Below are 25,709 nucleotides of genomic sequence, written 5' to 3'. Positions count from 1 at the left end.
GTGCGTCTCCTGCGCGCGTGAAAGCGAAACGTGCCGGGCCGTGCCGGACGGGAAGTCATGCTGACACCCTTTCATGGTGACGGCCTTGCTGTCGCCCCGGGCGCGGAAGTGTCCTGCCCCCTCGATGGAGAGGAACAGGACAGGCGCCCGATCACACCGTCACTTCCCCCCTGGCAGGGGCAGGCATTCCATGACTTCGACCGAATCGCCCGGAAAGATCGTGAAATGCGGGTGGCCTTCAAACATCCTTGCGGCCGCTTCGTGGGAATCGGCCCGCACGATGGTGAACGCGGCCAATGCGTTCCTGATGCTCTCGACACCATGCCTGGATACGCGCAAGGTCTTGCCCAACGGGGCGCCCGTTTCAACGATGGCGTCCTTGTTGGCCTCCACCCAGCGCCCCCAGGCTTCCACTCCCTGCTGGTGTCGCGCCTGCTGTTCTGCCTCATCAAGCTCATGCCATCCGGATGCCTTGAGCGACGCCTCCGAGCCCGTATAGACAGCGAGGAAATTCTTCATGGTTCATTCTCCGAAATAGTGGTGGCGGGCCTGCAGCCCATGATCCTGCAATCAGGCAGTTGCGAACGCCGGTGCCTGCTGCCCGATCGCCTGCGCTGGCCACGGATCGGCCCAGGCGGGAATGTCCATCAGGCGATCGAGCCAGCGCGCGACATGCGGGTAATCGGCGAACGGCATTTCCGCATGCCGCCACTCGCACGCCATGGACGCCAGCTGGAAATCGGCAATCGTGAGCCGGTCGCAGGCCACGAAATCGCGCTGCTGCAGATGGCTGTCCAGCACGGCGGCGAGTTTCCTCAGCTCCGGCATCATCGCCGTCATTTCCGAGCGGTCCATTTCGCCGAGATGGAAGGCCGGCTTGATCACATGCTCGAAGTAGAACGGTCCGACTGCGCGCGACCAGTGATTGTCGCTCCAGGACAGCCAGCGCAGTATCTCGATCTGCTCGGCCGGCCGCTGCACCGGCCACATGTCCGAACCGGCCTTGGTGCAGAGGTACGCCATGATCGCGGACGATTCCCACAGCGTGACATCGCCATCCACCATCGTCGGCGCCTTGCCGTTGGGGTTGAGCGCAAGATACGACGGACGCTTCAGCCCGCCTGCCAGCAGATCGACTTCGATGCACTCCGCGTCGATGCCGAGATGCTTGACCAGCGCCAGCACGCGGCGCGGCGCCTGCGCTTTGATCCAGTAAATCTTCATGTCCGTTCTCCGGTTTGTGGGTTACCGGTGACGCAGCATACGCAGCGGCAAAATATGTTAAAGAACATATTTTGTGGGCCTGCTATATCTGACAACCGGAGGTCGCCACGCCATGCCCTACAGTCCCGAACATGCCGTCCAGACACGCGCCCGCATCGTCGAGTCAGCACGCCGCCTGTTCAATCGCCACGGTTTCGAACAGGTCACCCTCGACCAGATCATGGCCGCTGCCGGCTTGACGCGTGGCGCGTTCTACCACCACTTCCGCAGCAAGGACGAACTGTATGCGTCCGCCGTGGCGAGCTTCGTCACCTGCAATCCGTTCGCCATCCAGACGGCTGACGCCGCGCAGAAACTCCGCGATCCGCAGGGGCTGGCCCGCATGCTGGTGGAGCTCTACCTGAGCGACGAAGTGCTGGACAACGTCGACCTGCACTGCCCGCTTTATGCCCTGCCGTCGGACGTGGCGCGTGCCGGCCTGGAACCGCAGCAGGCGTATACCGACCTGATCCGCGGCATGGGCCACATCTACCGCACGGCACTCAAGGGCGTCCGCGATGCCGGCCGGCGCGCCGAAACGATGGTGGCCCTGTGCGTGGGTGGCATGGTGCTGGCACGCACCACCAACGATCCGGGCCTGCGCAAATCGCTGCGTGCATCGGCACGGCACCAGGCGCTGGCGCTGTTGAAGGTGGAATAGAGGTTGCCCCACCCGGCGGGAAACGGGTCAGCTCGCTCTGCCCCGCTTTCCGATCCTCAGAGCTTCCCGGTGCCTTTGCGCAACCACATATCTATCAGGGACTTCTCGTAACGCAACGAGTCCTGGTCCGCGACAAAGTTGTGGCTGAGGAAGGACAAGTCGCGCAACGAGCGATGGCCCTTGCGCAGCACGTCACCGTCGGGGCCGTACAAGGTGAAGTCCAGATCGATGCGCGGCGGATAGATGTCCTTGACGATGCGCACGTCGTCAAAACGGGAGCCACGCCAGGGCTCGTACTCGCCGGCACGGTCCACATCGGTCACCTCGATGTCCAGCCGCTGGCCCGGTGCCAGGATGCGCGAGGCACGCTGGACGATGTAGACCTTGAGCGGCTCCAGGTAATCGTTGGCATGGATCCGGTGGACCCCGAAACTTCGCTTCATCTCGGTGAAGTGCTGGGGATCCTTGTAGCGAACTTCGACGTTGTCCGGCGGTATCGCCGCGCGCGCCATGACGGAAGCGAGGGCCAGGCAGGCAACACACAGCAAGCGGAGCAGCGGGGAGGATTTCATGGCAGATCTCCCGTGGCGGAACAGGCCGCCTATGGCGGCAGTCAAGCGGCGAGGATCAGTATACGTCCGCCCGGAAGGCAGGTGGCGCGGCCGTCTTCGCGACGAGTCCCGGCTGCCGCGCGAGGGCGTCGCGGCTTCCGGCGCATGGGAACGGCAGGCCCTGCCTTTCGCGTTGCGGGTCCTCCGGCGTGACCGACGGCATATCGACCGAGCGGGCATGCGCCCACAGAATGTCCCTTGCCATTTCAGGAGATCGCGGATCATGACTGCCGGACCGATGCTGATCCTCGCAATCGCGGCGCTGACCATCGTGGCGGCTCCATTGGCGTGGGGGATGGCCGGCGCCATGTCCGCTCGCCGCGCCCATGACGACCATGCAGCCATCGCCGGAAGCCGGCGGCTCACGGCGGCGTCGACGCTGCTCTACGTGCTCGCGTTCAACCTGACGTTCTTCATCCAGGAACTGTTCCTGGTACTGCCCAAGGCGCTCACGCCGGGCCTGCGCCCAACCCTGTACCACAACAACCACGGCTGGGAGGGCACGAATCCGCTTGCCGGCCTGTTCCAGGGCACCGGCGCGCTGGCGACCCTGGCCGTCGGCCTGTTCTGCCTCTGGATGCTCGGGCAGCCGCGGAAACGATCGGACGGCACGCGGTTGTTCCTCTACTGGATGGCGTACTGCGGCTGCTTCATGGCGTTGCCGCAGGTCGTCATCGGCTCGCTGAGCCCGGGCAGCGATGTCGGCATGGCGATGAGCTACCTGCACTTGGGCGAAACCGCGCGCATCGGCGCGGGCCTGCTCGCCCTGGGCCTGATGCCGGTCATCGCGCTGCAATTGCGGCGGCCGGCGCTCGAGCTCGCCCATGTAGGCGAGCACGTCGAAAGCCCTGGTTCCCGCGCGCGTTTCGTGTTCCGCGTCATCACGCTGCCGGCGCTGCTCGCCACCGCGCTGGTCATCCCGTTCCGCGTTCCGCGCGAACTGCTCGAGGTCCTCGTGGTGCCCTTGCTGGTGCTCCTCTGTGGCGTCCCCTGGATCCAGGCGGGAGCCTGGCGCGTGCGCGAGGTCAAAGCCAACGGAAGCTCCACCGCGCCGCCTCTCGCCTACCTGTTCGCCGCGGCCCTGGGATTGCTGATGCTCTTCCAGCTCGTTCTCAGGCCAGGCATCCGCTTCTACTGAAAACGGACGGGAGTGCTGATCCCATGTGCGGTACCGGGACCCGAATCTGCGCGGAAGCCTGTTGTACGCAAGGAAGTTCCGACCCGGCCAGTTTCTCCGACCCGCCTGCCCCGCTCGAAGAGCACACTCCGGCTTTGGCTCGACCCTAGTTTCTGTTCCCGGCGCTGTGGCGACTGAGCGCCGCGGCACGGTTCATGGCTCGCTGTGCGTCGCGCTCCTCGCCCAGTTGCTGATAAGCGTGGGCCAGCCCGAGGTAGAAACGCGAGTCGCCGTCATAGAGACGGATGGCCCGCCGGTAGTGCTGCACGGCACCCGCGTAATCGCCCTGCTTCTCATCGTCCTCGGCCTGCAGGAACTGGAAATAAGGGTCTTTCACCTGGATCTCCTCGAGACGCCGGGCATAGATGGCGCGGCGCGATTCGTCGCCGTTGTTTCCGTACAGCATCACCAGGTTGACAAGCGCACTCGCGTTTTTCGGGTCGAGCGTCAGCGCCTTCAGGTAATTGCGTTCGGCCGCTCGCGGGTCGCCCTGGCGCAGGTCCAACACGCCGGCATTGGCCCAGGCGCCGGCATAGCGCGGAGCCAGCTGCAACGCCATGGCCATGTATGGAACGGCCGCCGCGGGCGAGGCACCGGCAAGCAGCTCGGCAGCACGGTTGCTGTAGTAGAGCGCCAGCAGGCGCTGGTCGGAAATCGGCTTGGGCAGGTCGCGCGCCATCACCAGCTCCCGCGCCACATCCACCGTGAAGCGCGAATGACCCACGGTGATTCCCGCGTTGACATGGTTGAACCCGTAGATGATGTTGCCGTCCACGCGCCAGGCCACGATGTCGTCAAGCTCCTGCCCGTAGGCCTCCAAGCCGGACTCGCGCGCCAGCGCCACGGTCAGCAGGGTGAAGGTCAGGCAGTTGGCTTGGCGTGTGCGGTAAGCCTGTTCGACGGTCAACGTGGCGTCGGCCGAATACTCCATGCCCAGGCCCGCCTTCTGGAACAGGAAGTCCACCAGTCGTTCCAGTCGCGACCTTCCGGAACCGCCGGCATCAATGACCTGTTGCTGCAGTTGCGTGCGCAACTCCGGCGGCACCGCCATGACCTGCTCCGGGCGCGGCATCGGCGACACGACCGGCGCGACCGATGCGGGCACGGCGACCGACCATGCCAGGATTGCTGCGTACGCCCAGATCACCATGCCGAAACCCTCCACGCCCTGGGGGCGGGAACGTTTACCAAGGCCAGTCTAGTCCTTTCACAGGCGCCGGATCAGTCCGTTCGCGATGGCAGGGCCGTGTCCGGCATCTCCAGCTTCAGCCGTTGTCACTGACATGTTTTCGGACCCGGTTGGCTGGCCGCCATGCCTGCCGGTCAGTTGTCAGCTTCAACGGTGACAACGTGCGCCTGGATCTTGCCGTCGACACTGTCCCGCCCGAATCGCCTGGCGATGGCCTCCGCAGCGACCTCGGTGGCTCCACCGAGCCGATCAGCGCCGCGGGCCTCGATCTCGTTCCTCAGCGGGGTGCCCTGACAGTAAGCCACGGCGGCCGCCCGGGGAGACTCCGCGCGGCTGCGCGCCGCGACGGTATCGATCCGCGGCGAGCGGGTGAAACCGCCTTTGGCCAGATCCCGTGCGATGCGCTCACGGTCGTGATAACCGTGGGGCGTGCGGGCCATGAAGCGCGGCGGGTCCCACGGAAAGACGGATGCCAGCGCGGTGGTGACGACGTCGGCAAATTCGTTTTCTTCGATCCGGTCCCACACGCTGAAAATGAAGACGCCCCCCTTGCCGAGCATCCGGCGCGCCTCGGCGAATGCCCTGGACTTGTCCGGAAAGAACATGGCCCCGAACTGGCACACCACAGCGTCGAACGTCGCGTCCTGGAAGGGCAGCTGCAGCGCGTCCGCCTGGCGCCATTCGACCGCGCGCGCGGTTCCCACGGCGCGGGCATGATCGAGCATCGCCTGATTCAAATCCGTGGCGACGATCGTGCAGTCTTCCGGCAATGCCGCTGCCATCGCACGCGTCGCCACGCCGGTACCGGCGGCGATTTCCAGCACCCGGGAAAGACGCCTCGGCCGCAGCCGGCTCACCAGATCCGTCGCGTACGGCGCGAAGATCAGCGGCACCATGCACGTGTCGTAGAGCTCCGGGACGGAACCCGCAAACACCGCGTCGGCACGATCACCACTCATGGCGCTCACCTCGTCGCAATTCCGCTCTGGGCGGCATGACGGTCGCAGCGCGTGCGGACCGCCGAACGCCATCGACGCGGGCCGGCGAACCGCCCGACCCGCAGGCCTGCGCGATCACCGTTGGCGGCTGGCTTCCATCGCCAGGGCCTGCATGAAAAACGATAGCACCGTCCAGGCCGGTCCCGTTCAACTCGCATCAGGTGTAGGGTCGGAATCACGGGTTGACGGACGCGGGCCAAGGGCATCGACGGAGGGCAGCACATGGGGCGAGCGATTGAGCTGGCGTGGCGCGACGCCTCCGCGATCCTGCAACCGTTGGTGCAGGTTGACGACTACCGCCACTGGGACATCAACCTCGGCGTGGTGGGAGCCACCATGGTGGCGGTGGCGGCCTGTGTGCTGCTGCATTACGAAGGCCTCACCCTCATCTCTCGCAGCCTCCCCCACATGGGCGGAAAAAAGCGTCGGCGGGTGCTGGCCGGCATCTTCGGCGTGCTGCTGGTGCATGTGCTCGAGATCTGGGTGTTTGCACTCGCGCTGTTTGGGCTGCTATGGGCGGATCCGCGTTTCGGCGCCTTGCGCGGCATTACTCCAGGCACGCTTTTCGACCACGTGTATTTCTCCGCGGTGACCTATTCCACGGTGGGCTTCGGCGACGTGATTCCGGAAGGCCCGATCCGCTTTCTGGTGGGCACCGAGGCGCTGACCGGCTTCGTGCTGATCACCTGGTCCGCCTCGTTCACTTATTTGGAGATGGAGCGGTACTGGCGGCGCGAGTGAGCACATCCCGAGAGCGCCGAGAGCGGCTCGCATTGTCCCTGCAAACTGCTGTCGCCGCCGCTCGCGCAGGGCGGCACGAGGGAACTACCACGGTTTCAACCCCGCCCAGCGACAGGAGGCAGCCGCTGACCGATGGGCTGATGGATCAGGGCCATGCCGTGCATCGGGCCTCGATTACCGCCCGTCCCCGAGGTTTCGAGTTTCATCTGTCTCCGCGGCCTTCTGCGCGAGTTCCTTGATCTTGAGCATGCGCAACTGCTCGGACTTCCTGAGTCCTTCGCGCGCCTCCTTGATCACCTCGTGGGCGAGATTCTGGTTGGTGTGATGTCGCTTCGCGTCGATGGCGGCATCCAGCCGTTGCTGGGCGGCCCGGATTCCTTTGTCCACGCGGTAGAGGGGACCATGCGGGTTCGTGGTCAGAGGTGGCGTGTAACTTTTCATCATGGCGGTTCTTCGTGATCAGGACGGCACGATAGTCCGGTTGACCCGGCACCGCACGTACATCCGTCGTTGCCCGCCGGGAGCAGGAACGGGGTCAGGTTCGCTTGCTCGGCTGGATCATCTGAACCCGACCCATCGAAAGCGGCTTTCGAATCGGCGCGAGAGCTTGTTGCACACATGGGAGGCGCCCTGTGACCCCCGTGGTCGCTCCTGTTCCTGCGAGCCCATTTAGCCGTCCGAATAAAATGAACCTGATCCCTCTCCTGCGTGCCTTTCTCGCGTCAAGCACCCATCAATAGCCGGCCGCCAGACCGGCGGGACGACGCGGGTCATGGGCGCCTTCGAGCAGGCCGGTCTTCGGATTGAACAGGATCGCCTCGACCGCGCCCCCGCTGAACGGCTTGAACCGGTAGCCCATCGCTTCCAGGGCCTGCTGGGACTCCGGCGTGAGCAGGCCCTGGCCCGCGTAAACGACGTCCGGATACCACTGCTGGTGCAGGCGTGGCGCGTTGACGGCTTGCTGCATGTTCATGCCGAACTCGACCACGTTGAGGAAGCTCCCCAGCGTGGACGAGATGATGGTGGCGCTGCCGGGACTGCCCGTGAGCATGAACGGCTTGCCATCGCGCAGCACGATGGTCGGTGTCATCGAGCTCAAGGGCCGCTTACCCGGCTCGACCCGGTTGATCACGCCCTGGACCAGGCCGGCCCCGTTGGCGACGCCCGGCTTGCCGGTGAAGTCGTCCATTTCGTCGTTGAGGAAGAAGCCGGTGTCGCCGGCGATCTGCTTGTTGCCGAACAGGAAGTTGACGGTGTACGTGACGGCGACGGCGTTGCCATCCTTGTCGACCACGGAGTAGTGCGTGGTGTGATTGCCTTCGGGTGCGCCGAGGCTGCCCTGGACCTCGGATGACGGCGTGGCCTGGTCCTGCTTGATGGTGGCGCGAAGCTTGGCCGCGTGTGCGTCCGAGAGCAGCGTGTCGATCGGGTTGTGCACGAAGGCCGGATCGCCCAGGTAGGTGTTGCGGTCGGCGAACGCGCGGCGCTCGGCCTCGACCAGGTAGTGCACGCTGTCGACCGAGCCGTAACCCCACTTGGCGAGAGGGTAAGGTTTGATGATCTGCAGGATCAGGCACAGCGTGGTGCCACCCGAGCTCGGCGGCGGCGCCGACACCACGGTATAGCCGTGGTACTCGCACTGGATCGGCTTCTCCCACTGCGCGGTGTACCCGGCAAAGTCGCGCAGCGACAGGATGCCGCCGTTGGCGTCGCTGCCCTTGACCACGGCGCGCGCGATCGGACCCCCGTAGAACGCCTTGGTGCCGCCTTTCGCGATCAGCTCAAGCGTGCGCGCCAGGTCCTTCTGCACCAGCCGCTCGCCGACCTTGAACGGCTTGCCATGGTCGAGGAAGATCGCCGCCACGTTGGCATGCTTCGCAAAAGCGCCGGTGCTCGAGTCGAGGCTGTCGACGTCACCCTGCTCCAGTACGTAGCCGTCGCGGGCCAGCTTGATGGCCGGCGCGATGAGCTGTTGCAGCGACATCGTGCCGTAGCGCTTCAACGCGGTATCGAAGCCCATCACCGTGCCCGGCACGCCCACACCGAGATAGCTGTCGGTACTGCGTCCCTCGACGACGTTGCCGTCGGCGTCCTGGAACATCGTCGGCGTGGCTTTCGCCGGCGCCTTCTCGCGGAAATCGAGGAACAGGTTGCGACCGTCCTTGAGGTGGATGGTCATGAACCCACCGCCGCCGATATTGCCGCAGCACGGATGCACCACGGCTTCCGCAAAACCGACCGCCACGGCGGCGTCCACGGCATTGCCGCCGCGCTTGAGAATGTCCACGCCTACCATCGTGGCCAGGTGCTGCGCGCTGACGACCATGGCGTGTCGGGCGGTTACCGGCCTGGCCTTCTGCAGTGCGGCCCGGGTGCCGACCGGCTCATGGCCGGTCTCGTCCGGATTGACGTTCTGGGCGCAGGCCAGTGCGCTGAACGCCGCCAGCGTCGCCGCCAGCAGGGCGCGGCGCTTCCATCGGCTGCCGTGGAGCGCCTCCGCGTGTGCGGCTGCGCTGGCATCGAGTTGCGATGTGTTCGGATCGGACATGGGTTCACTCTCGGCGTGGATCGGATCAAGCATAGCCACACCTGCGCGCGTGATGAAAAAGCAGCATCATCCGTGCCGGTCGGTTCGCGCAGCATGCGAGCAGGTTGCTTGCGATGTATGGATCAGTCTGTATAACGACCTGCCCGTACCGATGATCGGCCAGGTTCGTCCGGTCACACCGGCGGCGGGGTCACGCTTTTGAAAATGCGCTGTAGATCTGGTTTGCTCCATCGGCGTCACACCAATGCGTCACCGACCAAGGGGCTCCGGCCCCGTCAGCTGGAGTGGATCATGGCCATGCGCTGGATCGTCTGCCTGTTGTTGTTTTTCTGCGCCGATGCGCGCGCCGGCGAACCCGTCGCCACGGTACGCGTGGCCTTCGATCGCGATGGCATCACGGCCACGCGGGTCCATGGCCTGGCGGACAAGGCCGCGGGCCGCAAGATCACGGCGGACGATCCGGTACGCATCGCCTCGATCTCCAAGCTGGTCACCACCCTGGGTGTCATGCGACTGGTGGAGGCCGGCAAGCTGGGCCTGGATGCGGATGCCTCCGACCTGCTGGGCTGGCGCCTGCGCAACCCGGCCTTTCCACAGACGCCGATCACCCTGCGGCTGCTGCTGTCGCACCGCTCCAGCCTCACCGATGGCGCCGGCTACTGGCAGACGCCGCTGGGTGGAAAGCTGCGCGACATCGTCGAGGATCCGCGCGCCTGGGACACCGAGCATGCGCCGGGAACCTATTTCCGCTACACCAACCTCAATTTCCCCCTGGTGGCGCAGATCATGGAGCGCGCTACGGGCGAGCGCTTCGACCAGCTGATGGAACGCCTGGTATTGAAGCCGCTGGCCATCGACGGCTGTTTCAACTGGGATCGCTGCGATGCGGCGACCGCTGCCCGCGCGGTGGTGCTGTACGACGCCGACGGCAAGCCGGTGAAGGACGACAACCACGGCCACAAGCCCGACTGCCCGGTGACTCCGGCCGGCGACGGCAGCTGCGACCTGTCGCGCTGGCGCGCCGGCGAAAACGGCGCCCTGTTCTCACCGCAGGGCGGCTTGCGCATTTCCGCCAACGGCCTGGTCCGCATCGGCCGATTGCTGCTGGGCAACGGCAGCATCGACGGCAAGCGCCTGCTCAAGCCCGGCTCCGTGCAGGCGATGATCACCCCGCAATGGCAATACCGGCTCGGCAACGGCCAGACCTACGAGGAAGATACCGGCGACGTCGACTTCGGCTTCTTCTGCCGTTACGGTTTGGCCGTCCAGACGCTGGCCACACCGGTGAAGGGCTGTCGCGACGACCCGTTTGGCGACGGCGTGGCGCGCGTCGGTCATTCCGGCTCCGCCTATGGACTGCAAGCCGGCGTTTGGGTGGATCGCAAAAGCGGCACCGGCGTGGTCTGGTTCGCTACCGGGATGCCGGACGAACGCAAGGGAGGGAAGTCGGCTTTCAGTGCGGTCGAGGAGGGTTTGGCGCACTGAGTTACCAACGCAAAGCACAAGGCAGAGTCGACGCTCGAGAACGCCAGTCGAACGATCGTCGATCTGCCGTGGTGTCTGCAAACGCATGACTTCCTGCACGCGCTGATTCCACGACGGCGTGCTTAAGCTTCGCCACCTGCCCACCGGAGATGCCACGATGCGCCAAAGCTGCATGCAAGGACTCATGCTGGTTGCGGCGCTCGTCGCCACGGGGGGCGCGCGGGCTGCCGAGACGGACACCGCCGCGATCACCCGCCTCTCGCAGGCTTTCTCCGACGCCTCGGCGAGCGGCGATGCCAAGACGCTGGACAAGCTGCTCGACGAGAATGTGGTGTTCATGGGCGAGGACGGCACGCTGTCCAACAAGCACGATATCGTCGCAGGCGCGTCGCCGCCGCCCGCGGGTACGCGCAACACCCTGGTCCAGTCGGATTTCCATGTCGCACTGCATGGCGACGTCGCCGTAACCAGCTTCACCGACAACGCCACCTTCGTCACCTACGGCCAGACCGCGCACGACAGTTTCCGCTCCACCGAAGTGTGGCTGCGCAAACACGGCAGCTGGAAGCTGGTGTCCAGCCAGACCATCGAGGTGCCGGTCGAACCGCCGCCCATCCAGTTGACGACGGGCGAACTCGACCCGTACGTCGGCACCTACCAGCTGGCTCCCGGGCATGCGATGCGAATCGAGCGACAAGGCAACCGCCTGGTCAGCATCGGTCGCGACAACAAGCCGGTGCCGATGCTGGCCGAGGCCCGCGACGTCATGTTCCGGGCCGGTATGCCGCGCGTGCGATTCGTCTTCGCCCGCAACGCCGATGGCCGCATCACCGGCTTCGACGTCCGTCGAGCCGGCCACGACATCCAGCACTTCGCGCGCAGCTGAGCAAAGCACCGGTTCGCATGGACAGGACCCAACGAGGCCTCCTGGCCGGAATCATCGCGGCGACGCTGATTGCGCTGGCTGTCGTGATCGTCACCCTGGCGGTGGGAGGCCGCGCCGATCCACCCCGCTTGCGCGCGGCCACCAGCAACCTCGACGGCGCATGGCGGTTCCGCATCGGCGACGACTTGCGATGGGCCAACGCCAACACGGACGACCGTGGTTGGGAAACGATGGACCTGAGTGCTCCGCCCGGTAGCCACGACGCCGATGTCGGCCTGCCCGGTTACGTCGGCGGATGGATGTCGCACGGCCATCCCGGCTATCGAGGGTATGCCTGGTATCGCCGCATGGTGACGGTGCCTTCCGGAAACCGCGCATGGGACCTTCTCGGCCCGACCGCCGTCGACGACGGCTATGAGCTGTACTGGAACGGAGCGCGGCTGGGCGGATCGGGCCGGCTCGGCGCCGCGCCCCGAGTCGTCGGCACGCGACCGATGCTTTTCGCGCTTCCCGCCGATGCGCCCGGCACCCGCGGCGTGCTCGCCATCCGCACGTACATGCAACCGGGCAACGACGCCAGCGCCGATGGTGGCGGCATGCACATCGCGCCCCTGCTCGCGCCGCGACCGGAGAGCCATGCGCTGTACCGCGTGCAATGGTGGCGCACGATCGCGGGCTACATCGTCGACCTGATCGAACCGATCGCCATGTTCGCACTCGCCGGCCTGGGGCTCATGTTCCGGCGACGCAGCAGCCACCCAGGCTTCCTCGCGCTTGCCGGCATCGCGCTCGTGCTTTCGGCGTTGAAGCGCCTGGAGAACCCGACCTACGCGTGGACCGACCTGCTCAGCCTGCCCGCCTACGTGTGGTGGATGAACGCGCTATTGGCGCCCCTCGGCATGGCCGCGTGGGCGCTCGCCTGGAACCGCTGGTGCCCGCGCGCCTGGCGGACGATCGACGTCGCTGCCCTGGCGCTGGCCGTCGCCGGTGTCGCCGGTGGCGCGATGCATGTCACGGCGCTGACCCATGTCAGTCGACTCGGATTGCTCGCCTTGCTCGTACTGATTGCCATGCGCATGGTTCGCGATGGCCCGATGCGCGTCACGGCGCTCGCCACGATGGCGTGGGTCCTGATCGCGCAGTTCCCCGATGAGCTGAGTGCGATCGGCATCCCCGGCATCTGGTTTCCGCTCGGCATCGGTGTGTCGCGAACCCAGTACGCCTACGCGGTCGCCATTCCGCTGCTGGCCGTTCTGATCGTGCGCACCTTGTCTTCGAACCGGATGCAACGATGGCCCGCTGCTCTACCAGGGGCCCCTGTTCGGCGGTGAGACGGGGACGATTACCGGAACGTTCAAATTGGCCCCGACATCATTTTCGGGCCACTACACAAGCAGGCGCACTGCCGGCGGCGAAATGGCGACTCCGTTCCTGGTCGCGCCCGATCAGATGCGGCCGCCGCGATCGACGAATTCCCAGACCTTCGATATCACCACCGATCCCTCGCCGACGGCCGAAGCCACGCGCTTGACCGATCCGCTGCGCACGTCGCCCACCGCAAAGATGCCCGGCCGCGAGGCGGCGAAGGGCGAGCTTGCGCCCGCCGCCTCGCCGGTGAGCACGAAGCCCTTGTCGTCCAGCTTGACCAGATCCGTCAGCCAGTCGGTATTGGGGGCGGCACCGACCATGATGAAGAGCGCCCGGGTCGGCACCGTTTCTTCGCTGCCGCGCGCGGTGTTGCGGATCGTCACCGCCTCCAGGTGGTCGCTGCCGTGCAGCGCGCTGACTTCGGCACCGTATTCGATCGTGATCGTCGGCTCCGCTTCGAGCCGGCTCGACAGGTAACTCGACATCGATGCCGCCAACGATCGACCGCGCACCAGCAGGCGCACCCGGCTCGCTGTTCGGCTGAGGAACATCGCCGCCTGGCCGGCCGAATTGCCGCCGCCAATGATGATCGCCTCCGTTCCCTTGCTGTAGCGGGCCTCGATTTCGGTCGCCGCGTAGTAAACGCCAGCGCCCTCGAACTCGATCAGCCGCTCGATCGGCAGACGGCGATATTGCACGCCGGTCGCCACCACGACCGCCCTGGCCCGAATCCGCTTGCCGTTGTCGAAGGTGGCGCAGAAGCTGCCGTCCGCCAGCACCTCGAGCTGCGCGACGCGACGCGGCATGGCGAAACGCGTGCCGAACTTCATCGCCTGGATTTCGCCGCGCCACACCAGGTCGGCGCCGGAAATACCGGTCGGAAAACCCATGTAGTTCTCGATCCGGCTCGACGTACCCGCCTGGCCGCCGATCGCGATGTCCTCGGTCACCAGCGCACAAAGCCCCTCGGCACCCGCATAGACCCCGGCCGCCACACCCGCCGGCCCGCCGCCGACGATCAACACGTCGAAATCCTCGTCATCGACCAGATCCAGGTTGAGCCCGAGCAGGCGCGCGACCTTGTCCGGCGTGGGATCGGCCACGATCGTGTCCCGCCCGAAAATGACCGCGGGACGGCCCGGCGCCAGCGAGCACGTGGCAGCCACGGCGTCCGCCTCGGCGCTGCCCAGCTCGAACGAGCTGTAGGGAATGCGATTGCGAGTGGCGAATTCGGCGATGCAACGGACATCGCGGTCCAGCTCCTCGCCGATCAGCACCAGCGCACTGTCGCGTTGCTCGATCTGCCGGCGGCGGCGCGCGGAGAAAACGGTGATGATGATGTCCGACATCTCGGGAATCTGTGACATCAGCGTCAGCATCGTGGCACGCGGCACCTCGATCACGGACGTATCGCGCACGGCACGCATCGGCATGGAGAAGGTGCCGCCGTTGAGGAACGAAATCTCGCCCATGAATTGGGTCGGCCCCAGCGTCGATGGCAGATGACGCTCATCGGTGTAGGCATTGACGACCTCGATTTCGCCATCAAGGACATAGACGAATCGATCGGCCAGTTGTCCCGGGCGCGCGAGGTAGCTGCCGGCCGCGTAGACCACCTGCGTACCCGCCTCACGCAACGCGGCAACGTGCGCAGGGGCCAGCGGGGTACGCTGCATGACTCGCAAATCGTCGCCGATCGATTCCATGGAATTCCGCCTTTGCGATGCGTTCCAGCACGTCGCCTACCGGATGGACGGCTATCGGGGAAATCACATGTGGTGATCATAACGCGGCCGATAGTGACGACGCTCGGCAGCTTCCGGCCCTTGTTCAGGCTTCCCTGAAAAGGGCGGACCACGATGGCCCGCCGTTCTACCCGGAGTCCCTGTGCAACGGTGAGTCGGGGGACGACAGGCCGCTCGCCAGTAAGTGACCCTGAGGTGGCTCAGTTGGCCCCCGCTGCGCACGCGCGTCGTCGTTACCTGCCTGGACCTAACGAGGAACGGGCTCTGACCCGCTTAGCCCTATCACTGCTTTGTTTGGTCAACGGAAAGACTGTCGACGAATTTCTCTCGCCACAAATATGCCCACGACAGTGAGCAACCAACTGGCACCAAACGGGGTGCGCAAGAACCCAAAGAACGCCATCACCGCAAGAAACGGGTTGAGACCTCCAACAACGAAGACGTCCACAACGTAACCATAGATCAAGCTTCCGACATCAGAACCTAGGACCATGCACGGATGAACATCGTTCTCGCCCGTGTTGCAGCCAAGAAGTCCCGCACCTCCAATGACAATGAAGTTGCCCAGGAGAGGAATTGCCAAGAGCAGGAAGAATGCGCTGACCGGAATCACCACGCACTTCAAAGCAAGATTGAAGCGCTTGAAAGCGGGATCCGCCGACTGCCGTACTCGCCGCATTTCGATGCGTTGTGCTTTCTCTTGCTCCGCAATTTCATGCCTCGCGGCAGCGGTATCTCCGACCCGCCCAGCTTCGTCAATTTGATCGCGCGAGTAGCCTCGGCCTTCAAGAACCGATAGCAACGCCACTTCAGCATCCGGCACCAACCCGCCATTTCGATAGCGTTGCAGTAGCAGGTTCGTCTGCATTGCCTCGAACTGCTCCAAAAACATGCGCTGCTGTTGATTCATCGCGTCCTCCCTGAGCAAGATCAATCGCGTTCCCGTGCAAGATACGCTCCCGGCGCCACAATACAAATTTAAGGGGACGGAGGTATTTAAACGGCTCAACCTTACTCATAGCCGGCGCCACCGCTTGCAGACGGACGTAGCCTACAGCCTCAAGCTGGCACCCGACTTCTCCATTGCGAATTCAGCCATGCCGCGACTGCCGCGACTTGAGCTCCCCGGCGTCCCGTTGCACGTAACTCAGCGTGGCGTGAATCGTGGCGCCATCTTCCTGGACGATCAGGACCGACATCATTTTCGCCGGCTCTTGTGCGACGCTTGCCAAAAGCATGCGATCCAGATTCATGCTTTCGTGCTGATGGACAACCATTTCCATCTGCTGCTGACCTCACCGCGACCCGGCGCTCTGTCCCTAGCCATGCGCGCCGTCGGTCAGAACTACGTCCAGGCGTTCAATTATCGTTATGCACGCTGCGGCGCGCTCTGGCAAGGCCGGTTCAAATCCTGCCTGGTCGAAACCGAACGCTACCTGTTGACCGTGATGCGCTACATCGAACTCAATCCTGTTCGCGCCGCCATGACGGCCAGTCCGCAGGACTATCGCTGGTCAAGCGTCCACAAGCATCTCGGCCAGGCATATGATCCGTTGATTACGCTACATCCCCTCTATCTGGCACTGGGCTCCACGCCCGACGAACGATGCAGCGCCTACCGGGCATGGTTGCAGGAAGGGATTGCCGACGACGACCTTGCCCGCATTCGACAACACGTGAATCAGGAACGCGTCATCGGAGACGAACGTTTCCAGCGCATGGTCGAGAAAACGCTGGGAAGGCCTGCAGCCTGTCGGCCACGCGGCCGGCCAAGAACAAAGGACGGTATTTAATTACCTCCGCCCCTTAAATTCGTCCCCTTAAATTCACCGGCGATCGGCCCCTCAAATCCTGGATTCGACAGGACATCAATCAAAAATTATTAACGCCACCAAAATTATATACGAGGATAATCCGATTAAAAAAAATATCCTGGCACTCCATAACAAGCCATTCAAACTATGATGATTATCAGTGGACTTTATAAAGAAAATATATTTCATCAAAACACTTGAGTTTCTTGTAGAATCACCGGTCATTTCATCATCAAACTCACTTATTTTTTCCATACAATATTTTGCTAAAATCATATATGTTACGGTCGATATAAAACTCAAGAAAAATACAATTGACATGTATTTTACCGTCCATAATTGAGGATCAATAAATTATCGAAACATCGTCGATTTAAAAACTTAAATAAACTGGGTTTCTTTCAGATTAGTCGAAGCAACTATGAAGTTTCAAATCTAATTTCTCAACATATCTGTATTTTGGCGTCCAAAACCTGCTGTCTCTCGCAAATATTGTTCATCCATCATAGCTTGCTGCTTCCTCTCGTCTTCAGTTTGTTGATCGCTAGATTCGCTCGTCCCCACATAATTGGCTGAACCTAGGTAAGCAGCGTCTCCCTTGCCAACACCGACCATTAAATAACCTGAGAGTGTTCCCCCAGAATTATAGACAAGCTCCCCTCCACCCCCCAAATATCCATCGTGACTAGTCGCGTGTGCCGTTAGTTCATACGGCCCGTTCTTGGAATCCTTAGCAACGGGTATTGTAAAGAGCCTATATTTTACGTCCACACTTACTTCAACACCTGGCTTTCCAAAATAAGTCACACCCAAACTATCCCCTGCATTAGCAAGTCCCAGTGAACCGGTCACACCAGCAATACCATTTCGTATAATCGTGCCATTCAGTGAAACGCTAGTTCGCCGAGATTGATTGAGAAAAATGCTACCCACAGTCACGACCGCATTCTCATATGCATTATTAATATAATTTCTGGCGTATGTAAGCTGGGCTAGAATCGGCGACTGCGGAGCTTTTCCATCGGGATCGACATTTTTTATCGGGTTATTTTTAGTGTAGTCATATCTGTTAAACCCAAAGATTGCACCCGCTTTCACCCCTACCGGGTCCACACTCAGAAACCGCCCCACTTCAGGATCGTAGTAACGCGCCTGCATATACACCAATCCCGTATCGGGATCATTTACATGCCCCGTATATCCCGGCCCGTTCGGCGCCGCCCCCATGCTGGTGACGGACTGCCCGTACGGCGCGTAGTCGAACCGCGCCGTGATGGTCCCGCTGGCATTGGCTTCCGCCAGTGGCGTGCCCTGCGGATCGGTGTACACGTAGGTCACCGTGCCGGCATGTGCCGTCGCAACAAGCAGCCACAGCGCCAACAGCAGCAGATTCTTAAAATTTTTCATCGCATGGCCTCCCTGGCTCACAAGTCAGATTGCAGCGTGACGTAGCCATAACCGCTCCACCCCGAGCAACCGGTGGCATTGCACGCCTTTACGCGGAACTTCACCGACCCGGTCGCGAAAATGAGCGAGCTGGCGGAGGTATTGGGACCACTGTAAAAGGTGTCGCCGACGCTGCTTCCCGGATCGGTCTCCTCGACGGTGTAACTGGTCGCGCCAGCCACCGCGCCCCAACTTACGGTAACGACTGGCTTGTTGCTCGGACCCGAGGCATGCACGGCCGGCGTGCCTGGCACGGCTGGAATTACCCCGACCGCTATGGTTTTGACGGTGCTCCATTGGCCGCAGCCATTGGCGTTGCACGCTTCCACGTGGTAGCCGTAGCTACCGGTGGTCTTGCCACTGATTGCCCTACTGGTGGCTGTGCTGTTCTGCACGCTGGTCCAGCCCCCACCGTTGACCTGCTCCTGCAGCGTGTAGCTCGTTGCTGTACTGACACTGGTCCAACTGACGGTATAGCTACCCGTGCTGCTGTTTGCTGGCACGCTGAGCGTCGGTATCCCCGTAGGCGCCGAACCGCCGTGGCCGGTGTCGGCACTCCACGCCGAGCAACCGGCTGCGCTGCACGCACGCACCTTAAAGCTCACCGCGCCTTCGTCCAGGACGACGATGCTGGCGGAAGTGTTCGGCCCGTTGTAGAACGTGTTGACCCCGCTGGCATCGGTCTCCGCGGCCTCGTAGCGCGTCGCCCACTGCATGGCGCTCCAGGTCAAGGCGAAGACCGGCTTCCAGTCCGGACCGCTAACGGTGATATGCGGAGCCGGCGGCGCGGCGGGGATCAGGCCGACGACGATGGTTCCGACGGCGCTCCATTGGCCGCAGCCATTGGTATTGCACGCCTCCACGCGATAGTCGTAGCTACCCGTGGTTTTGCCGCTGATTGCCATGCTGTTGGTTGTGCTGTTCTGCACGCTGGTCCAGCCGCCGCCGTTGACTTGCTCCTGCAGTGTGTAGCGCGTTGCTGTGCCGACACTCGTCCAGCTGACGGTGTAGTTACCCGTGCTGCTGTTCGCCGGAACACTGAGTGTCGGTATTCCCGTAGGCGCCGAACCGCCATGGCCGGTGCTGGCGCTCCACGCCGAGCAACCGTACGTGCTGCATGCACGCACCTGAAAACTCACCGCGCCCTCGTCCAGGATAAGGATGCTGGCGGAGGTGGCCGGCCCGCTGTAGAACGTGTTGACCCCGCTAGCATCGGTCTCCGCCGCCTCGTAACTCGTCGCCCAAGGCATGGCACTCCAGGTCAAAGCGAAGACCGGCTTCCAGTCGGGACCGCTGACGGTGATATGTGGGGCCGGTGGCGTGGCGGGGATCAGGCCCACCACGACAATCTGGGTTGTACTTAAGGGCCCCGACCCTCCAGCATTACTTGCTTGTACGCGGTAGCCATAGCTGCCATTGGCTTTGCCACTGAACGTCTCGCTGGTGGCGCTGGTGTTCTGCTGTGTGGTCCAACTACCCCCATTGATTTGCTCTTCCAGGATGTAGGTAGCCGCTCCGGCGACGCCGCTCCAGCTCACGGTATAGGTCCCCGTACTGTTGGTCGCGGGGATGCTTACGGTGGGCGCTGACGTGGGCGGCAAGGTCACCACGACTGGCGTGCTGGCGCGGTAACCACTGCAGCCGACTACATTGCATCCCTTGACTTGATAGGTGTAGCTGCCGTTCGCCGTCTGATGCATCGTCTGGCTGAGGCCGGAACCCGTATATACGGAGGTCCAGGCCCCACCATTCAGGCTCTGCTCCAGCACATAGCTGGCTGCGTTGGCGGAATCATCCCAGCTCACCGTGTAACTGCCGCCGCTGGTCCCGGGCACGGTGATCGAGGCAGGGGTGTCAGGGATCACCAGGAGCAGGCTGTTCCGGGCAATCATCTTGGTGCCCAGGTAGATGAAGCCCGTCGCCTTGTTGCTGACCGGCTCGTACTGGTACAACAGTTGCCCGGCTTGGTTGTAGAAGTAGTAGGTCGGGGTGCCGCCGGTAGGCGTCTTCATCACCCGCCGGCCGGCCGCGTCGTAGGCGTAGTCGTCGTAACCGACGATCTGGGTCAGCTGGTTCTTCTGGTCGAACGCCAGGATCGCGCCGTTCTTGCTGGTGACGTTGCCGCGGTTGTCGTACTGGAAACTGTCGACCGTGCTGGCACCGTTGGTGATGCTGGCCAGCTTGTTGCTGGGGTCGTAGTTGTAGGTAGACGTCTGGCTAGCGCTGGTGCGGCTGCGCAGATTGTTGAGCGCGTCGTAGGTGTACGCCTCGCTACCCCACAGACCGGTCGCCGTGGCCGTGCTCAGCCGGTTGAGGTCGTCGTAGCTGAACGCCTTGGTGCGCGGGCCACCGGCCAGGTCGGTCACGTTCGTGATGTTGCCGTTCGCGTCGTAGCTCACGTCCTCGCTGAGCTGCGCCGCCGCACCCGCGCCATAGCTGAAATTGCTCAACAGCTGACGGCCATTCTGTTCGGCCGCATACGCGGTGCCGTTGCCGTAGATGAACTCCGACACTTGCCCGTTGGGGAAGTAGCCGATACCTCTGGCATAACCGCTCACCTGGGTAGGCCTCCCCAGCGCATCGGGCGCATAGCTGACGTTCTCGCCGTCCGGGTAGTGGATCAGGCTGAGGCTGCCGTACGCGTCGTGGGCATAACCGATGCCCCAAGCATTCTGGCCAGTCACTTGCAGGCTCTCGCCGGTCAGCATGCCGCGGTAGTTGTATGCGCCATCCCACGTCGTGGTGCCCGAGACCACGTGATCCGGCTGACCCAGCGGCGTGTAATGGTATTGGGTGCTCTGCGTGTTCGTGCCCACTGGCGGCAGGATGGTCAGGACCCGGTTCATCGCATCGTAGGTGCGCGTGGTCCGGGCGGCCGTGGCCACTTGGTCCTGGCCACAGTCGGTGCCGGTGATGGCCAGGCCTTCGGCACTCCATGCCAGATTGTTGGCACTGTCGTAGGCCATCACCGTGCTGCCGCTCTCCGGTTCGCTCGTGCGGCACAGGCGGTGATAGGGGTCGTAGGTCAACGTCTTGGTCACGCTGTTGGTCTCGGTGCCGTAGAGCCCGGACTGCGTGATCGAGAGCGGATTACCGTAGAGATCGCGAGCGATGGTCTGGGTGATGCCGGCCGACGCCTGCACCTTCGTCACCGCGTCGTATGAGGGCGAATCGAAGACCTGGTAGCTGGTGGTGGTGACCTTGCCCTTGGGGTCGGTCACTTGCTGGCGCGCGCCGGACAGGTAGGCCGTGATGCTGGTCAGCGGGCCTAGCTCGGAATCCTGCGCGACCTGGGTGACGCGCCCCAGCGCGTCATACGTTGTCGTGCTTCCATCAATCGTCGGGCTCAGCGAGAAGGTCAGTGCCGTGGCACTGGGGTAGGCGCTGAAGATCTTCTGACCCTTCGCGTCGTAGGTCGTCAGCGTGCTCGCCTGCACCGCACTACCGATGGCGCTGTCGCTCAACACCGGCTGCAGCATCGCATTGAAGTACGTCACCGCCTTGGCACTGCCGGTAGCGGCAGTGCGCCGCCAGTGGTTGGCCGGCACACCGCGCTCGGCGCTGGTGACAAAGTCGTAGGTAAACGTCTTCGGCAGCCATGCGACCTCGTCCCCGCTGGGATAAGTGATCCCGGTGATCCGGCCGACGCCGTCATACCCATAACTGGTGGTGTGACCGGCCTGATCCGTGATCGCGCTGATCTGACCGAAGTCGTCGACGGTCAGCGTCTCGTTGGTACCGTCCGGGTAGCCGATCGTCTGCGGAATGCCACGCTTGTAGTTGCCGAGGGTGGTGGTGTGGGTGTTGCCGTCGGTGAAGCTGTCCAGCTGGCCCGTGCTGTTGAACGTGTAGCTCATCAGCGGCTGACCGAAACGGGCGCGCGTCAGCAGCGTGTCGTTGCTGGGGTTGTAGGTGTTACTCGACTCGACTTCACCCGTCGTGTTGTTGGTGACCTGCAACGGCAGGCCCAACACCCAAAGCGCAGAGTCATTGAGATAGCTGGTCTGCTCCTCGATCGCGCTCTGCCCGGCGATCGAGTTGAAACGTTTGGTCTGGGTCACCTGAGCGTAGGCATTGAACGCCTCCGCCTGCCACGTGTAAATGTCACCATCCTGGCTGATCGTGCGCACGGTCTGTGGCGCCGACAGCTCGACCTGTGCCCGGTTCATGCGGGACTGGAGAACGCTGCCATAGCGTTTGGGCCACGGCCACGGCCATGCTTCAGTGGCCGGTGGGATTGCCGCGTAGTCGTTGTCTTCCGACCGAAGTAGCGTTGTACCCACGGCACCGCTATAGAAATCGGTGGCGAGGAGCTGCCCTTCCGTGGCATCGAAGCGATTGCTGAAGGTGTAGCGGGTCGCTTGACCCGTTGGGTTCACGACATCCGTCCAGATGGTGGATACGCAGCCACTGGCGCAATCCTGCAACCAGCTTTCGTTGGCTGGCGAGTAGGCGTAGTGCCACGTTTCGGCAGGCACTCCCGCACCGCTGAAAGTCTTCTGTACCAGCGTCAGCTGGTAGTACACCCGGGGAATCGCCGCCGTACTTCCTGGCGTGTCATAGCCGGTGCCGTTGCATGATCGGACCACATACGACCGTCCGTGGACCATGCCCTTGACCTGGAAACTACCCACCAGGCCGGAGGGATGCGTGATGCTGCCGATCCATGTATCGGTGGACAACTGGGCTGCCGTGGAACAGGTGCCGCCGGCCGGGTTCATGTCCGAAGCGAGGAAGTCAGCCATGTCAAACGACCACGACGTGTTGTCGGGAAGCGTGACTTTTTTCAATACGTGATAGACGTCCGTGCCATAGTCGTACGACCATTCTCGAAGGGTAGCGTCGGACGCTTGCAGAGTGGCCTTGTCGATGCGCGACGTTCCCGGCACATAGGTAAGGTTCAGCGCGCGACCATCGCTAGCGGTAATGGCGGTCAGATTCGCCCCGTCGTAGTGGTAGATCAGGTAATTGCCGAAGCGATCCTCGACTCGCGTGACCAGCATCGACGCCTGCCGGCGCCGGAGAAAATCATCCACCGCCGCCATCGGCTGCATACCAAACGACTGCAGGCTCATGGGGTCGGAGCCGTAAGGCCGGTTCATGTTCGGCGCCCAGCGATAGACGAGATGGTTGAAGGTGTACTTCGTGCCATCCGGAGCAATGGCCAGGAAGCCTTCGCCACCGTTGGTTTCGTTATCGGTCAGGACCCCGCATTTCACCATCCAGTTCTGTTTGGTGACGATCGGAAATGTCATCCCGCTCATGTTCGGCGAAAGCGTATTTTCGCTCGTGCGGCTGAGCAGGTCCTGATTGCCGCTGCCCGGCACGATGAGTTGGTAGCCGGTCCACCAGGTCGTCGGTTCCCAATCCGCTCCTCCTATCTGTGCAGCGACCGTAGGGGGCGGTCCGAACAAGGTGCATCGCGCGGTGCTATTGGGTTCGTTGATCAGCCAGCCGGTGACATTGGCCTGGTCGGCCGTCATCGTGGTGATGCGCGGAATCTCGATATCCCAGTCGGAGAAGGCGCCATCGATAGATTCGGATTCCTTCGCCTCTCTCAAGTGGTACGAGCGCGAAAGCTGCAGCAGCGGCCCATTGCCCGGAAGGCTGACGTCGGTCTGATCGAATGACAGGCTACCGTTGTAAAGACTCACGCTTTCGCCGAAGGGAGTGGCACCCAGAGGCTGGATGTCTTCGCTGACGCGGATCAGCTTCTTGTACTCGTCTTCCGGCGTCACCGTCGATTGCGCGTGCAGCGCACCGGACATGGACAGCGCCATGCACACGAAAAGGCACAGACGGGCCAACCGTCCCTTTGGCTTGAACATTTCCCTACTTCCCCTGTCAGCCCGACGCGTTGCGCGGTGGGTGTCCCATGGGAACCTCAGAGATTGAGTTAGTCAAGTGCTCGCGCGAAACTTACCTGCATTACGGCGACGGCCTGATCGACTCAGGCCTGACAATTCCCGCCGCCAAATCGGCACCGCGCGCAATATCAACGCCATCGCCAAGCTGGCCGAGCTCTCAGCGTCGCGTTGAGAACCTGATCTCGCGCACAGAAACCGGAAATGTCCCTGACACCATTTTCACCGCGCCATCGAACGCGACAGCCCTACCGCCTGATAAACCCGGCGCTCGCTCCAGTCGTGACAGTCCGTCAGCCACGAGATGAGCGGGCGCTTGTGCGCCGGGTCTACAACTTTTTTGCGATGAGATCCTTCAGCGCGTTGTTCTCCATCGCCAGCTCGACATATATGCGCTTGAGCTTGGCATGCTCCGCCTCGACGCCCCGCAACCGCTGCACGTCCGACGCTTCCATGCCGCCGTACTTGGACTTCCATACGTAGTAGGTCGCGTCCGATATGCCCAGCTCGCGGCACACAACCTTGACCTGGCGACCGCCTTTGACCTGCTTCAGCGTCGCGACGATCTGACTTTCGGTGAACTTGCTCTTACGCATCGTGGGCCTTCTTGGGGCTAGTTTGCCCGGAGACCTCTGGTTATGCGTGGATCAAGATTACGGGAATCGTCAATCCAGTTCTGCCTATTTTGCTTGGCTTCAAATAAACAAAAGCAGAAATAGCAATGGCACGGTCATAGCAAATAGCAACCTCGCCACGTAAATTTTATTCTTCAACGCCTTACTGTAATCCGAAGACGGCAAATCGGTGTCGAATATCATGCCAGTCACTGACAAGGACGTTTTCATGCCGATGGTGAATTTTCCACCAGGAGACTTCAAATTGAAATAATCAGGATCCTCCCTGTTGAGCTCACGTGCAGCATACCGGGAAAATAAATATTGCGATCCGATGTAAAACCACATTATCCAAAGAATTTCATTTCCGTTCATAATTATCTGTCGCCCCAAAAAGCATCATTACCTTTCTTCTGTAGGTCCACTTGAGGCGCCACAAGAACCGGGATATCGTGAATCTTCCCGGTCGCCAACTCGCCAAAACCCAAGCCGACCTTAGGCGTTAAGGTGACATTCCCATTAGTGTCTAGAGACAACGAAATTCCCGCGTGAAATACATCACCACCCTCCGCGTTTGCCGATAATTTTAAATTAGATTCCTCAGAACTTCCACCAAATATATTAAACGTCAATCCATGCCTCGGAGCCACATCTAGACTCACATTAGCACCCTCCCCATATACTGGAGCTACGCTCATCTCATCCCTGTGCAAGACATCCACCTCACCTACAGCTCCAAACCTTCCGGCGACTCCCCCAACAGAAGCCGTAATTTTGAAATTTTCATCAAATTTCTTGTAGGCGAATTTGGCAGGCTGCACAACGGTTTCCTCTGTTGCTTGATTCACTACATTATGAAACCAATCGAGCTGAAACAGCATTGATGGAAGCGGAAATTGTCCGTTCGGATCTACATTCAATATCGGATTACTCTTCCCATAAATATACCTATTGAATGTAAACCCATCTCCCGCTTTCACCTCTACTGGATCCACGCTTAAAAACCGCCCCACTTCAGGGTCGTAGTAGCGCGCCTGCATGTACACCAACCCGGTGTCCGGATCATTCACATGCCCGGTATACCCCGGCCCATCCGACGCCGGACTCATGCTCGCCACCGCCGTACCATACGGCGCGTAGTCGAAACGGGCCGTGATGTTGCCGCTGGCATCGGCCTCCGCCAACGGCGTGCCCTGCGGGTCGGTGTACACATACGTCACCGTGCCGGCATGCGCCACCGCACCGAGCAGCCATAAGCCGGTCAGGATCAATAAACGGGTCAACTTGTTCATGGCATCG

The 25,709-nt window shown here is 62.4% G+C and carries 19 protein-coding genes and 1 pseudogene; 7 read left to right on the top strand and 13 right to left on the bottom strand.

The genetic code is table 11. From position 1 onward, the window contains the following. Nucleotides 1-159: 159 nt before the first annotated feature. Together EAH75_RS08485 and EAH75_RS08480 are read right to left on the bottom strand one after the other, a co-directional pair. Nucleotides 160-519, bottom strand: coding sequence for a hypothetical protein (locus EAH75_RS08485; RefSeq protein ID WP_140805162.1), 360 nt, complete (start codon nucleotides 517-519; stop codon nucleotides 160-162). Nucleotides 520-570: 51 nt separating this feature from the next. Then, on the bottom strand, nucleotides 571-1,224 hold the full coding sequence (locus EAH75_RS08480) for a glutathione S-transferase family protein (RefSeq protein WP_140805160.1): 654 nt from the start codon (nucleotides 1,222-1,224) through the stop codon (nucleotides 571-573). A 112-nt stretch (nucleotides 1,225-1,336) separates the two neighbouring features. Between EAH75_RS08480 and EAH75_RS08475 the strand changes: the two genes are divergently transcribed. Further along, on the top strand, nucleotides 1,337-1,924 hold the full coding sequence (locus EAH75_RS08475) for a TetR/AcrR family transcriptional regulator (RefSeq protein WP_140648210.1): 588 nt from the start codon (nucleotides 1,337-1,339) through the stop codon (nucleotides 1,922-1,924). Nucleotides 1,925-1,980: 56 nt separating this feature from the next. Here the strand turns inward: EAH75_RS08475 and EAH75_RS08470 are convergent, their stop codons facing one another. Continuing rightward, nucleotides 1,981-2,496 (bottom strand): DUF3016 domain-containing protein, encoded by a 516-nt coding sequence (locus tag EAH75_RS08470; RefSeq protein WP_140649527.1) that lies wholly within the window; start codon nucleotides 2,494-2,496, stop codon nucleotides 1,981-1,983. 262 nt (nucleotides 2,497-2,758) lie between these two features. Between EAH75_RS08470 and EAH75_RS08465 the strand changes: the two genes are divergently transcribed. Then, entirely contained in the window at nucleotides 2,759-3,673 is a 915-nt protein-coding gene (locus EAH75_RS08465; protein ID WP_140805158.1) for a hypothetical protein, read from the top strand. A 145-nt stretch (nucleotides 3,674-3,818) separates the two neighbouring features. Here EAH75_RS08465 and EAH75_RS08460 read toward each other — a convergent pair whose 3' ends face one another. Continuing rightward, a complete protein-coding gene (locus EAH75_RS08460) occupies nucleotides 3,819-4,862 on the bottom strand; it encodes a tetratricopeptide repeat protein (RefSeq protein WP_140805156.1) in 1,044 nt (347 codons plus the stop codon). 173 nt (nucleotides 4,863-5,035) lie between these two features. After that, nucleotides 5,036-5,860: a class I SAM-dependent methyltransferase gene (locus tag EAH75_RS08455; RefSeq protein WP_140805154.1), complete on the bottom strand. Its 825-nt coding sequence runs from the start codon at nucleotides 5,858-5,860 to the stop codon at nucleotides 5,036-5,038. A gap of 261 nt (nucleotides 5,861-6,121) precedes the next feature. On the opposite strand from EAH75_RS08455, the gene EAH75_RS08450 reads away from it, so the two are divergent. Further along, nucleotides 6,122-6,640: a potassium channel family protein gene (locus EAH75_RS08450; protein WP_140648206.1), complete on the top strand. Its 519-nt coding sequence runs from the start codon at nucleotides 6,122-6,124 to the stop codon at nucleotides 6,638-6,640. Between the two features lie 174 nt (nucleotides 6,641-6,814). On the opposite strand, the gene EAH75_RS08445 is transcribed toward EAH75_RS08450, so the two are convergent. Together EAH75_RS08445 and ggt are read right to left on the bottom strand one after the other, a co-directional pair. Continuing rightward, nucleotides 6,815-7,084, bottom strand: coding sequence for a hypothetical protein (locus EAH75_RS08445; RefSeq protein ID WP_140805152.1), 270 nt, complete (start codon nucleotides 7,082-7,084; stop codon nucleotides 6,815-6,817). 289 nt (nucleotides 7,085-7,373) lie between these two features. Then, the gene (gene ggt / locus EAH75_RS08440; RefSeq protein ID WP_140648204.1) at nucleotides 7,374-9,188 is read right to left on the bottom strand and encodes a gamma-glutamyltransferase; all 1,815 of its coding nucleotides are present in this window, start codon (nucleotides 9,186-9,188) and stop codon (nucleotides 7,374-7,376) included. Between the two features lie 291 nt (nucleotides 9,189-9,479). On the opposite strand from ggt, the gene EAH75_RS08435 reads away from it, so the two are divergent. From EAH75_RS08435 to EAH75_RS08425, 3 genes are all read left to right on the top strand, one after another. Beyond that, nucleotides 9,480-10,673: a serine hydrolase domain-containing protein gene (locus tag EAH75_RS08435; RefSeq protein ID WP_140648203.1), complete on the top strand. Its 1,194-nt coding sequence runs from the start codon at nucleotides 9,480-9,482 to the stop codon at nucleotides 10,671-10,673. Between the two features lie 172 nt (nucleotides 10,674-10,845). After that, nucleotides 10,846-11,559: a DUF4440 domain-containing protein gene (locus tag EAH75_RS08430; protein ID WP_161596294.1), complete on the top strand. Its 714-nt coding sequence runs from the start codon at nucleotides 10,846-10,848 to the stop codon at nucleotides 11,557-11,559. 17 nt (nucleotides 11,560-11,576) lie between these two features. Further along, the gene (locus EAH75_RS08425) at nucleotides 11,577-12,890 is read left to right on the top strand and encodes a glycoside hydrolase family 2 (RefSeq protein ID WP_140648201.1); all 1,314 of its coding nucleotides are present in this window, start codon (nucleotides 11,577-11,579) and stop codon (nucleotides 12,888-12,890) included. Between the two features lie 114 nt (nucleotides 12,891-13,004). On the opposite strand, the gene EAH75_RS08420 is transcribed toward EAH75_RS08425, so the two are convergent. Further along, the gene (locus EAH75_RS08420) at nucleotides 13,005-14,633 is read right to left on the bottom strand and encodes an FAD-dependent oxidoreductase (RefSeq protein ID WP_140805148.1); all 1,629 of its coding nucleotides are present in this window, start codon (nucleotides 14,631-14,633) and stop codon (nucleotides 13,005-13,007) included. A 337-nt stretch (nucleotides 14,634-14,970) separates the two neighbouring features. Beyond that, a complete protein-coding gene (locus tag EAH75_RS08415) occupies nucleotides 14,971-15,582 on the bottom strand; it encodes a hypothetical protein (protein ID WP_140656449.1) in 612 nt (203 codons plus the stop codon). A 187-nt stretch (nucleotides 15,583-15,769) separates the two neighbouring features. Between EAH75_RS08415 and EAH75_RS08410 the strand changes: the two genes are divergently transcribed. After that, nucleotides 15,770-16,465 carry a transposase gene (locus tag EAH75_RS08410; protein WP_140656452.1) on the top strand — a complete coding sequence of 232 codons (696 nt, stop codon included), beginning with the start codon at nucleotides 15,770-15,772 and terminating at the stop codon, nucleotides 16,463-16,465. A gap of 456 nt (nucleotides 16,466-16,921) precedes the next feature. Here the strand turns inward: EAH75_RS08410 and EAH75_RS08405 are convergent, their stop codons facing one another. From EAH75_RS08405 to EAH75_RS08390, 4 genes and pseudogenes are all read right to left on the bottom strand, one after another. After that, a complete protein-coding gene (locus tag EAH75_RS08405) occupies nucleotides 16,922-17,893 on the bottom strand; it encodes an RHS repeat-associated core domain-containing protein (protein ID WP_140805146.1) in 972 nt (323 codons plus the stop codon). Nucleotides 17,894-17,910: 17 nt separating this feature from the next. Further along, nucleotides 17,911-23,760 (bottom strand): RHS repeat protein, encoded by a 5,850-nt coding sequence (locus tag EAH75_RS08400; protein ID WP_140805144.1) that lies wholly within the window; start codon nucleotides 23,758-23,760, stop codon nucleotides 17,911-17,913. Nucleotides 23,761-24,021: 261 nt separating this feature from the next. Next, nucleotides 24,022-24,392: pseudogene (locus EAH75_RS08395) on the bottom strand (transposase); the annotation flags it as partial. A 395-nt stretch (nucleotides 24,393-24,787) separates the two neighbouring features. Continuing rightward, a complete protein-coding gene (locus EAH75_RS08390) occupies nucleotides 24,788-25,702 on the bottom strand; it encodes an RHS repeat domain-containing protein (protein ID WP_140805142.1) in 915 nt (304 codons plus the stop codon). Between the last annotated feature and the right edge of the window lie 7 nt (nucleotides 25,703-25,709).

The organism is Rhodanobacter glycinis (assembly GCF_006438785.1).
Lineage (GTDB): Bacteria > Pseudomonadota > Gammaproteobacteria > Xanthomonadales > Rhodanobacteraceae > Rhodanobacter > Rhodanobacter glycinis_A.
The sequence above is the reverse complement of the archived record's forward strand: the minus strand, read 5'-3'. Positions and strand labels throughout refer to the sequence as shown.